At 59.5% G+C, this 11,683-nt stretch carries 5 protein-coding genes; 1 reads left to right on the forward strand and 4 read right to left on the reverse strand.

Annotation, left to right across the window (positions count from 1 at the left end; translation table 11 throughout):
* From Q0650_RS04790 to Q0650_RS04800, 3 genes are all read right to left on the reverse strand, one after another.
* Positions 1-438, reverse strand: a 438-nt coding sequence (locus Q0650_RS04790; protein ID WP_298816458.1) for an NAD(P)/FAD-dependent oxidoreductase, incomplete at its 3' end; no start/stop codon positions are given.
* Between the two features lie 123 nt (positions 439-561).
* Positions 562-1,497, reverse strand: coding sequence for an alpha/beta hydrolase (locus Q0650_RS04795; RefSeq protein ID WP_298816459.1), 936 nt, complete (start codon positions 1,495-1,497; stop codon positions 562-564).
* Between the two features lie 452 nt (positions 1,498-1,949).
* A complete protein-coding gene (locus Q0650_RS04800; RefSeq protein WP_298816461.1) occupies positions 1,950-2,936 on the reverse strand; it encodes a hypothetical protein in 987 nt (328 codons plus the stop codon).
* Between the two features lie 256 nt (positions 2,937-3,192).
* Here Q0650_RS04800 and Q0650_RS04805 point away from each other — a divergent pair, with 256 nt between their 5' ends.
* Positions 3,193-6,099: a helicase-related protein gene (locus Q0650_RS04805; protein WP_298816463.1), complete on the forward strand. Its 2,907-nt coding sequence runs from the start codon at positions 3,193-3,195 to the stop codon at positions 6,097-6,099.
* A gap of 295 nt (positions 6,100-6,394) precedes the next feature.
* On the opposite strand, the gene Q0650_RS04810 is transcribed toward Q0650_RS04805, so the two are convergent.
* Positions 6,395-11,524, reverse strand: coding sequence for a DEAD/DEAH box helicase (locus tag Q0650_RS04810; protein ID WP_298816466.1), 5,130 nt, complete (start codon positions 11,522-11,524; stop codon positions 6,395-6,397).
* Between the last annotated feature and the right edge of the window lie 159 nt (positions 11,525-11,683).

Here is an 11,683-nt window from a genome sequence, read left to right on the forward strand (position 1 = left end):
CAAACAGCCGACGGCGGTGATCAAAAAGCTGGCGCGCACCTGTGTGCCCTGCTCGGTTGTGATCTCCCACTCGTTAGCCGCTTCGTCAAACATCGCGCCGGTGACTCTGGTATTGAACCGAATATCGCGGCGCAGATCTAATCGGTCGGTGACAAATTGCAGGTAGCGCAGAATCTCAGGCTGCGCGGCGAAACGCTCGCTCCAGTTCCACTCTTGCAGCAGTTCTTCTGAAACGTGATCAGAGAACATGTAGAAGATGCTCTCAGAATCACAGCGCGCGCCGGGATAGCGATTCCAGTACCAGGTACCACCAACATCGCTACCAGCCTCGAAAACTCGTACCGTAAATCCCATGGTTCGCAAGCGATGGAGCATATAAAGCCCGGAAAACCCTGCTCCTACCACCACAGCATCAAACCTCTCTGCGGTATGAGTCATCGTTGCTCTCCTCTCCAATTCGTGGTAACGCCATTGTTGCCGGAATTTGCAGACAATAGTGAAGATGGGCAGAGTATCGTGAGAAGGTATACCCTGCCCTTACCGGTTTACGGCAGCCAGTGTCTAAGCGGATTGAGGGGTGAGATGCGCTTCGATTGCGTTCGCGATCTGTTCGATGGCGTCGTTTGACCTGGGCAGCATCAGGAGCGTAAAGAAGCCATGCATCTGGCCTTCGTAGCATTTCGATTCAACCGACACACCGGCAGCCATCAGGCGTTGGGCGTAGGCTTCACCTTCATCAAGCAGCACATCATGTTCGGCGAGGATCACCACAGCCGGTGGCAGGCCGCTCAGATCGTCGGCGCGCAGCGGTGAGGCATCGGGTTCTTCGCGACGGGCAGGGTCGGGCACATAATGATCCCAGAACCAGATCATCCCTTCGCGTGTCAGCAAGAGCTGATTTTCGGGCGCAAGGTACGAGGGTCGATCGAAGCTGGCATCGGTGACCGGGTAGACCAAAATCTGCATCGCAATGGACGGCCCATGGCGGTCACGGGCGCGACGGGCAACGACAGCCGTAAGGTTGCCGCCAGCGCTATCACCGGCGACGATGATCGGCATCGACAGATTGTTCGATTTCAGATAGTTGTCCACCCACTCAAGGGCAAGGTAGGCATCATCAGCCGCAGTGGGATAGCGGTGTTCGGGGGCGAGACGGTAATCGACGAGGGCTACTGCGCAACCGGTGCGGGTAGCTAACCGCCGACCAAGATTATCGAACTCTTCCAGCGCGCCAATGACCCAGCCACCGCCGTGGTAGTAGATCATCATTGCGCGTGGAGTGCCTTCAGGGAAGAGGATTCTGATTCTGATAGAGCCGCCGTCGGGTGTGGCAATGGTGTGATCTTCGACGCGAGCCACATCAGGTGCTGGGCCATACATTGATGATAAGGTAGCGCCGAGTGCGCGCGCTTCCGCAGGGGTCATTTCGTGGATCTGTTTCCCGCCGGCTTTGGCCATCTCGGCCAGGAATGCACTGGTTGCAGCATCAAGCGCCATGTTCTCCTCCTTGAGGGTGTAAACCGATTGACCGGTGGATCACGCAGAACGTTGGTAACGCCGGACAGCCTGGATGGTGATCGCCGTGTTGGGGTGAGGCAAGTAATGTCTGGCTGGCGTCGCAGTCACGATGGATGGTTCTTTACGTCTTTGTGATCGCTATGATTTTTATTCTTTCAGGTTATTAGAAAGTATATGATATATTATATTTTCTGTCAAGGGTTCGATCTGGTGCATTTTGGCCGGCTGACCACAAGCAGTCTGAGGAGGTTTGAGGGGTGTGGTATGAATTGTACCCCGCAATGATAGCCATGACAACAGATAACCACACCGCCTCACCGGAGGCGGTGTAGTCTTCGTCAATCCTGTCTGTCAGTCGGGCCGGGATAGTCGGGATCGACATTGTCGCCGATTATGCGTCTGCCGCAGTCGATCAAGTGAGCGCGTTCAGATCACGGGCCTGGCAGCAAGGTATACTCAGCCACTGCCCGCCGCTCGCTGCGGTTGCCGTAGGCGCTGATCGCATAGCGGCCAACCGGATCCCGTTCGTTCAGGTATACTTCGGCGACGAAGGTTCCCTCATTCGTTGCCGTCACGTCGCCGAGCCATTCGGTTGAGTAGTCGGGCAAGGTTGCCCACACCGTGATGACTTCACCGGGCAAGAATCCGCTGCCACGCAGACGTATGGCGCTGCGCTGACGGCTGCTCGCCGTCTCGACCGTTAGTTCGGCATTGCCACGCGGACGTAACGTGTCACCTACCAGCACTTCGAAATCGATAATGCCATTCGCGCCGCTTTGCAAGCCGCGGGCAGTGAGGGCATAGCGACCGACCGGAATGCCGTCGCTGGCGATGGCCAGGCCGATTCGTCCGTCGCGATCAGCTATCTGTGCGCCGAGGTCGGCAATGGCATCGTTGGGGTAGCGCAACCAGATTGCTACACGTTCGCCGGGACGGTAACCGCTGCCGCTGAAGGTGAAGATAGCGCCCTGGGCCTGCGTGGGGCGATCAACGGTGAGCCGCGCGCTGCCGGTTGTTCCCACTGCCGGCGCCACTTCAACGGTAAGGCTGGCATACGCTTCGCGTCCACTCTGCCAGCCGCGCGCGGTGTAGGTGTAGCGTCCGGTGGGCGTGAAGGTCGCGCCGAGGAAGTCGGGTAGATAGGGGTGGTTGAACCGACCCTGATCGTCGATTGTGGTCACGGTGACGCCATACACAGTGTAGTCGGGGTAGGTAATCCAGACACTCACCGTTTCGCCGGGCAGAAAACCGCTGCCGCTAAGAGTAACCGTTGTGTTCTGGTAAGCCACGGTTGGCGAGACGGTCAGGCTGGCGGTTTGCGCGCTGGCGGGCCAGCTCCAGATTGCGATCAGTAGCGCGAGTGCGACGGTGAAGAGTATAGGGATCAGACGAAGTAACGATCGCTGGGTTATCGGCATACGCGCCTCCACTGTTCGAATACCATTGCTTTGTGGTCTCGCGCTGATCAACGATAGTGGTGAGTATTGACGGCAGGCGAAACGTTACGAAATGATGAGCGTTGAGGTAAACGATGTATCGGTGAGCGTTGCTGTGTCTGGCAATCGTTCTCATCACTCGAACGCCGGGAGCGCGTAGTCTCGCTATAATACAGTCAGCGCGAGCAGGTTTGTTGTCGGCGCGCAGTCAGGCGGGAAGCGCTGTGAAGGAGGCTTGATGACGACTACTCAATTCACTCCTGGTTCAATCGTGCGTTGTCGCAACCGCGATTGGGTCTTGTTGCCCGGCGACGATGACCAGCTTTGGCGTCTGCGTCCGCTGACCGGCGCAACCGATGACGTGGTGGCTATTCATCGCGGCCTGGCCGATCTGATCAGTTACACCCTCCCTGAAGAGCGTATCCGCCCTTCGTTCTTTCGTCTGCCCACGCCAGACGATCTGGGTAACGCCAGCGCCACCCATCTGCTCTGGCAGGCGGCCCGCTTGCTGCTGCGCGACGGCGCGGCGCCGATCCGTTCGCTTGGGCACATCTCTATCCGTCCGCGTCTGTACCAGTTCGTGCCGTTGTTGATGGCGCTCCGTCTCGATCCGGTGCGGTTGCTGATTGCGGATGATGTCGGGGTGGGCAAGACGATTGAAGCGCTCTTGATTGCGCGGGAATTATGGGATCGCGGCGAGATCAAACGTCTGGCTGTGCTCTGCCCGCCCTATCTCTGCGATCAATGGTATGCGGAACTGACGGAGAAGTTCAATTTTCCAGAAGTGGTGATCGTTCGTTCCGGCACGGTGCGCCAGTTAGAGCGACAAACGCCGCCTCAGCGCACGATTTACGAACATTTCCCCGTGCAGGTCATCAGCATCGACTGGGTGAAGAGTGATCGCAATCGCCATACCTTCTTGCTCCATACGCCCGAGCTGGTCATCGTCGATGAGGCGCATGGCGCGGCCAAAGCGCACAACCAAAACCAGCAACAGCGTCATCGCCTGGTGCAGGAAGTGGCGAAAGATCCACAACGCCACCTGCTCCTGCTCACTGCCACACCTCACAGCGGTGTTGAAGAGGCGTTTCAATCACTGCTTGGCTTACTCGATCCCGACTTTGCTACCTGGGACATTCACGACCTGGACGAGAGACGGTTACAGAAACTGTCCCAACATTTCGTGCAGCGCACCCGTCGTGACATTGAACGCGACTGGACGCGCGATTCCTGTTTTCCGCAGCGTCTGGCTGCCGACCGACCCTATACCCTCTCTGATACCTATCGCGCGCTGTTCAGGAAGACTTACGACTTCTGTGCCGAGATTGTTCGCACCGGTCAAAAGCTTGAGGAACGCAAACGCCGGGTGCGTTACTGGGGAGCGCTGGCGCTGTTGCGGTGCGTCATGTCAAGCCCGGCGGCGGCGCTGACCGCGCTGGAGAGACGGAGCGATTCCGCAGAGCCGGACGGTACTGCGTTGGCGCTGATCGATGATGAGGTGGTGGACGAGATCGATTTTCGCGGATTCGTGTTTGAGCCAGACGATGATCGCGTCGATGACGAGATGCCGCTGCCGCTCCTCGAACGGACTGCCGCAACGTTGCTTGACGCCGAGCGGCGCAAGCTGCGCGAGTTGCGTCAGCTTGCGCTCACGGTGCGCGAAACGAATGCTGATACCAAGCTTGATACGCTCGTTCAGGAAGTGCGCGCGCTGATTGACAATTCGTTTCACCCGATTGTCTGGTGTCACTATGTGAAAACGGCAGAATATGTCGCCGAAGCGCTCAGGCAGCGTCTTGCCGATCCAAACATTCAGGTGCAGTGCCTGACCGGACGACAACCCGATGACGAACGTCGCCATCGGATCGCCGAAATTGATGTCAGCCGACCGCGCGTGCTGGTAGCGACCGATTGCCTCTCAGAGGGGATCAACCTGCAAGAGTCGTTCAATGCAGTGATTCATTACGATCTTCCGTGGAATCCGAACCGTCTTGAACAGCGCGAAGGACGAGTCGATCGTTTTGGACAGCCATCGCCTGAAGTGCAGGTCGCGCGCATCTACGGCACTGACAACCCGGTTGATGGCGTCGTGCTCGATGTGTTGCTCAACAAAGCCGCCGAGATCCATCGCGCGCTGGGCACCTATGTGCCGGTGCCGGCAGAGAGTGAAAGTGTGACCGAAGCCGTGCTGAATGCGCTCTTTTTGCGCGGCTGGTCAGGTGGGCGCGCGCCTGCTTTGCAGTTGACGCTCGATCTCGATGTGCCGGCTGTGCAGGCCCTGCATGAACGCTGGCAGCGCAACGTTGATCGGGAACGGATCACTCGCACCCGTTTTGCCCAACGATCGCTTAAGCCAGAGGCCGTTCAGCGCGAGCTAGAGGCGATTGATGCTGTGCTGGGTGACAGCAATGCGGTCAAGAACTTTGTTCTCGAGGCGGCGCAACGGCTCAACCTGCCGATCCAACCTGCCCGCCACGCGGGAGTGTTTCGGGTGACCGTGACAGCAGCTTCGCCTGAACCGATTCGGGAAATCGCGCGCTCCACGTTGCCAAAGCGCGCGAGTGGTGAGTGGCTGGTGAGCTTTGAGTCGCCGACTCCAGAGGGCGCCATCTATCTGGGACGGAATCATCCCCTGGTAGCAACACTGGCGCGCTATCTGTTTGATGAGGCGTTGAGCAGGGGAGGCGCGGCGGTGGCTGCTCGCTGTGGTGTGATTGTCACGCGCGCAGTGAGTCGGCTGACGACCCTGCTCTTGTTACGAGTGCGCTATCTGATCCAGTTGCCAGAACGATCACCGCTGCTTGCGGAAGAGGTTCGTGTTGCAGGCTACTTCAAATCATCCCCCGCATGTTCCTGGCTCCCGGATGATGAATCGCTGCGCTTACTCCACGAGGCGCGACCTGATGACGATGTGCCAAAAGCTGAACGACGTGAACGGATTGAAGCGGCACTGGCAGATTGGCCGGCGATTGAGCCGTTGCTGGCGCAGCGCCTGCGCGACCGCGCGACGGAGCTGGCTGCGGCTTACAAAAGCATCCGCCAGGCGGCGAAGCTGCGGATTCGCGAGTTGAAGGTGGAGCCGTGTCTACCGCCGGATGTGCTGGGTGTGCTGGTGTTGCAGCCGGTAGTTGGCGGGCAGGCATAAACGTCAGTGCGTGGCAACATTCGGCGAGCGGGGAATGGTGGCCGCCCAGGCAGCCTCACCTCTTCCTGACAGGATTAATCCGAGCGCCAGCATCTGCCGGCGCTCGGATGATTGCTATCGTCGTCTTCCAGTTGCTTATCCGAACCAGCGACCCGGCATGTTATGGACCGGGATCTCTGCTTCACGCCTACCACAGAGCATGCCAGGCAACATTCTTGATCCACAATATCGCTCTGCCAGGGTCAGCGCGCAACGGAGCGGCGATGGAGTGGTATGCCGGATCCAGTGATTACAGTTATGTGCGCGCCTGTCCAAAGACTTCTGGATAGCGAGCAATCTGCGCCGATAACGGCTGGTCGTAACGAATGACCACCACCCGATAGCCGCGTTGCGCCAGTTCATCGCGCGTCAGGCGATCACGCTCGCGCTGCGCCGCTGCATCATGTACTGTGCCATCACAAAAGACACATACATTCGGCTCGTAGAAGAAATCGACCACACAGTGGGGATCGTCGATCCGACGTTGCGCATCGTCAGGCAGGCGATGCCGTCCGTCTGCCAGAGCCGCCAGCAACTGCCGCTCCAGCTCTGACCGGGGATCGGTCAGCGAGCGCAACCAGGTAAGATGAGATTGCCAGTCACGTTCAGCGTAGCGCAGTTGCGTAACGCTCGCTGTCAGCTCGAGCAGCAGGTCGCGCGCATGCCAGCGGTTGAGCAACAAAGCTTCGTTCTGGTTCGAGAAGCTGAGCAGGCATTCATAACAGGCAGCCTGACAATCCGGACGCCGATCCGATCCGTTCTGGTCGAAATGGCAGCGTTCGAGCGCAGCTTGAGCGACGCGCGCAATGGCATCGGCCTCAAGCGCCAATCGTTGCAGCACCCCTACGCCACCTTCGCTGGTCTCGGCAAGCATGATCGCGCGAAAATCGTCGCGTCCAATCAGGCTAACACTCAGTTCCGTCTCTTCGAGCTGGAAGACCTGCTCGCAGCCACGCATCAGCGCATACTGCAAGGTCGTTTCCAGACGTCGATCTATCCGCAGCTCCGGATGCGCAAACCGGATCAGGAGCAGATTATGGGTACCCTGTACCGCCAATCGCGTGGTTTCGATCCGGGGTTGACGATCGGTGGGTCGTGTTGGCCGTGTTTGCTCTTCGTCAGTGACAAAATCACCGCGTTCCAGATCGATACGAAACCCTTCTCCACGCGGTCCGTGGTTGATGCGCAAGAGCGTTGCTGCCGGCGCGTATATGAGATGCAGCAGTGGCTGTCCCTGCACCACAACATCTGCCTGCTGGCTTCGCAACTTCCCCGCGTCGGGCGCAAACTGATAGTACGTTTCCAGCTTATAGCCGCGACGACGGCGTTCTTCTTCCTCGGAGGTGATGCGTTCGCGTCGGCGGGTGCGCACGTTCGGCATGTCGAGGACGGAAACAAACAGACTGTTTTCTCCATCGAAGCGCGTTCGGCACACCGGGCAGAGATCAACGTCAACGGAAGAGAATGCGCCACAGGTGCGGCAGAGCCGTCGCTGGCTCAATCGCTCTTCAATCCCGCCTGGCGGGGCCTGGAAGCCGACGACTTCCCATTTCGCCCCTTCGTGGTAGATGAAGCTGCCCGGCGCAAACTCGTGAATTGCCAGGAAGCGCGGTCGGCTGATGAACTCGCCATCACCACGCGGAATCCATGCCCGCACCGGCAGTGCCGGGAAGTTGTAGCCGGGCAAAAACCCTTCGCTGGCCAGATAGCGGTAGGGGTAAAAGTCACCCTCCTCGCGTTGCACATCGATTTGCAATAACAGATTGCATTGGCGCTGGGCCTCTCGTTCCAGACGATCGGCAAGCTCCTGATCTTCCTTACGGCGCGCGCGATCTTTCTTCTTCCGCGCCTCATCGCGTTGACGGGTTGCAGCCCGGTATAGCTCGCGCCACCGGTTGAATGCCTCGTCGAAGCGTCGCGGCGCATCGGCCAAGGCCTGCTGCAACCACGACTCGCTCCACCAGCCTGCCGCAGTGAGCGGGCCGACATCGGCGGCCAGCGCCTGACGCATCTGCTCCAGCACATCGTTTTTGGCCGCTTCGCTCAGGTTGATCTGCGCTGCCACCTCCTGGCGCAGGGGCAACGTCTCCTGGTCGAGGTCGATGATGGTTTCGATCGATTGACCAAGCGGAATGCGCGCGGTCGCCAGCCAGACTGCATGCAGATGGGCGCGCGCCAGCGCTTCGTTGGCGATGTCGATTCGGGGTGGTCGCACGCTGCCCGCCACCATCTCTTGACGGCGCCGAAAGAAGTACTGGTCGTGATGGTGACGCGCTCCGCAGAAGGTTACGATCAAACCGGGTTGACCCTGGCGTCCTGCCCGTCCGCTGCGCTGGGCATAGTTGGCCGGGGTCGGCGGCACATTGCGAAGATGCACCAGTTCGAGGTCGGCAATATCCACCCCCAATTCCATCGTGGGCGAGCAGACCAGGTAGGGCAGGCGACGGCCAAGCTCAGTTGTGGCGCGCTGATCGGACGCAACCCAGCGGAAGCGCCGTTCGCGTCGCTCTCGCTCACCGGCACTCACCACCTGCGCGGTATGCTCGCGCGCTTCCAGAGCGGCGAGCTGCGCCGCGGCAGTTTGGTAAAAGCGCTGAAAGAAAGTATTGACCTGATGAGATCTGGCGCGATCATGTGTGTCACGACGGGTAACGAGAGAGGCCGGTGGCGGCGAGCCGTTCCCCAGGCGCCAGAGCAGACAGGCCGAATTGAGCTGGAAGCGCTCTGTGTCGCCGTCGGGATCGAGCCGCCTGAGCAGGTCGTGTTTGACGAGTATGCTCAGGAAGGAACCAATCAGACCCTGATAGTCGGCCTCGGTCAGTTGCAGGCGCGCGCGCAGGAATTGGCCCACTTTGCTGCGCGCCGTCAGGCGTGGCCCCTCAACATCACGGCCACCGCTGGCTCCTGGCAGCACGAACCAGGTTGCAGGACGCACATCGTTGCCAGCGCTATCGGGATCCAACCCCCAAAACTCATTCAGCGCCTGATTGCACCGTTTGCGCAGCGAGTCCTGCTCGTTTGCGCGCAGCACGGCGGCATTAATCGCCCGGCGGTGGCGAAAATAATCGAGCACAGCGCGCGTGATCTGCTCCCGTTCCGCGCTTGATAGGGCCGCAAATTTCTCATGGAACTGCCAGACTTCATCGTTCGCGCAGAGTGCCGCCAACCCGGAATAATCTACTCGCAACAACCCAACCTGCTCAAGGCTCGGCTGCACGACTCGCCAGCCCAGGCGCAGGTCTTCATAGATCCGATACTCGGTCAATTCACGAAACACCTGCCAGACTCGTCGCGCCGCTTCGGTGGTGGGATCGAGATCGACGTTGCTGGCAATATCGCGCAGGGACAACCCGCACTGCGCGACGACCGCCTCGGCAACACGGTCGGCAGCGATGGTATGGTCCTTCTCGGTCTGCAACGCCGCGTAAAGCGCTGCGCGCAGGACACTAACCCTGATAAAATCATTGAAGTGACCGGCCTGGAGCGAAGCGTCCTGGCGGTTATCGGTAAAGGTCAGCAATTTGTCGCGCACCACACCAATACTCGCGGCATGCCGCAGGAGGCTGGTGGCCAGCACGGTGGTCGCGCTGGCCCGCCCTTCACTGGAGAGAGTGGCCAGTCTGACAAACTCGGGTTCGCGTTCGGTATAGAATTCGCCGCAGCGCAGGCACAGCGTAAATGATTTGGGCTGATACCACATCTTGATCGCGCCCGTCACCTGATCGGGATGCACTGTCCCGTCCGGCGACACCCATACCGCCCTGGGAATCCGATCCCGCCAATCCTTGCGCAATCTTCCCCGCGCATCGTACCATTCGTCTGGAATATGCTCGTCGCTCCAGTCGCCTTCGGCTGGCGCAATCATCAGATACCACAATGTCAGGTCGCGCTCGGTTGCGAAGGCGTCAGGGTCGGCCAGTGCAGGCGTCACGCGGGACGCATCCGCATCGTGAAACACCAGGTAATAGTCTTGCCCACACTGCCGGCAGAAGCGCAGCGGCACAAACCAGCGTCCTTCGCCGGCCTGCAACCTTCCATCGAGCGAAAACTCTCGCTGATCGGGCGGTTCCAGGGTGGCATACAGGGTATGACTCTGGCTGATAAACTGATGCAACTTAAACGCAAACGAAGAGTCGCTACCGGCGGGAAACAGCGTCGCGCCTTTGGTGAGCACCTCGCGCAGCCGCTCGGCGCAGGTAGCCGGATCGACCCCACTCGCCTCAGCCAGACATCGGGCCGCATCGCTCAGCGTTTGCGGCGCGCGCCGTCGCACCGATCCCTGTTCGTCCTCTTCGACGCCAAATTCCGCTTCCACCCAGCGGGTAAGCGGGTGCCGACGGAATTCCTCGCAGTCATCAGGCAGGGGCATAGCCAGCGCCGCAGCCAGCTCATCACGGGCAGGCGGCTCGCCTGCGGTAAAACGCACCAGCGTCTCTTCGATCACCTGGTCGGCGCTAAAGGGATGCCCGAACAACCGGGTAGCGAAATCGGCAACGGCGCGCCGGCGCTCCTCGCCACTGCCCGATCCGGTTGGGGAAGAAGTCGCCATCGTTGCCGATGTGCCGATATGCGTCAGGTTGGCCGAACCGCAGCGTGTCTTCAGGCGGCGGATCAACATCGCCACATCGGCGCCTTGCCGTCCGCGATAGGTGTGCAGCTCGTCGAGCACCAGGAAGCGCAGACCGTCTTCAGTTCCCTGTTTGGTGGAGGGGCGAGACGAAGAGATAGACGCGAGGAACCGCTGATCCTCAGGCCGCACGAGCAACAGTTCTGCCATGACATAGTTGGTGAGCAGAATCTGGGGTGGATGCTGTCGGAGTTCTTCGCGCTGACGTTCATCGGTCTCGCCGGTGTACTTCGCGAAACGCACTGGAAAGGGTTCACCCGTCTGGCGTTCATACCGTTCCTTCAGATCGGTGAGCGCCTGCAACTGCGAGTTGACCAGCGCGTTCATCGGATAGATCACCAGCGCCACCACTCGCTCGGTGGCTGGCGGATGACGTAGCAGCGAGTCGATAATGGGCAGAAAATAGGTCAGACTTTTGCCAGAACCGGTGCCACTGGTGACCACATAGCTTTCACCGCGGGCGGCGCGTTCGATAGCTGCGACTTGATGCTGGTACAGTGAAAACGGCTTTCCATCCTGCGCGCGGAAGATACGGGCCGTGGTTGGATGGATCACCTGCTGTTGGGCAAGCTCGTCTACCGTTGCTGTTCGCCGGTAGGAAGGACTGAGTTGTAACAAAAAATCTGGCCACAGGCGTGATTCCGCATCAAGTGCATGATCGACAAATGCGCGTGCCCGATCGTCGGCAATGTTGAGGAAAGAACGGACAAAATCGCGGTAATCGGCCAGAACACGCTCGCGCAAGGTGAAGATCGTCATCGATGTGCTCCGCTCAACGTATGCCCCAGTGCTGGCGTATACCGGGCAATGATATGCGCAGTTGCATATTATTATGCCATGTTTGTGTGTTGATTGTCTGAGTCATTCTTTGCTCCAGCTTCATAGCTGCAATGCGGGCAAAAGGTGAGAGTGGATCTG

The organism is uncultured Chloroflexus sp. (assembly GCF_937129525.1).
Taxonomy (GTDB): domain Bacteria; phylum Chloroflexota; class Chloroflexia; order Chloroflexales; family Chloroflexaceae; genus Chloroflexus.

Bases quoted from the DNA above. Each gene is read 5' to 3' on its own strand.
- Q0650_RS04810 (WP_298816466.1), bottom strand. From the start codon at position 11,524: ATGACGATCTTCACCTTGCGCGAGCGTGTTCTGGCCGATTACCGCGAT.
- Q0650_RS04805 (WP_298816463.1), top strand. From the start codon at position 3,193: ATGACGACTACTCAATTCACTCCTGGTTCAATCGTGCGTTGTCGCAAC.
- Q0650_RS04795 (WP_298816459.1), bottom strand. From the start codon at position 1,497: ATGGCGCTTGATGCTGCAACCAGTGCATTCCTGGCCGAGATGGCCAAA.
- Q0650_RS04800 (WP_298816461.1), bottom strand. From the start codon at position 2,936: ATGCCGATAACCCAGCGATCGTTACTTCGTCTGATCCCTATACTCTTC.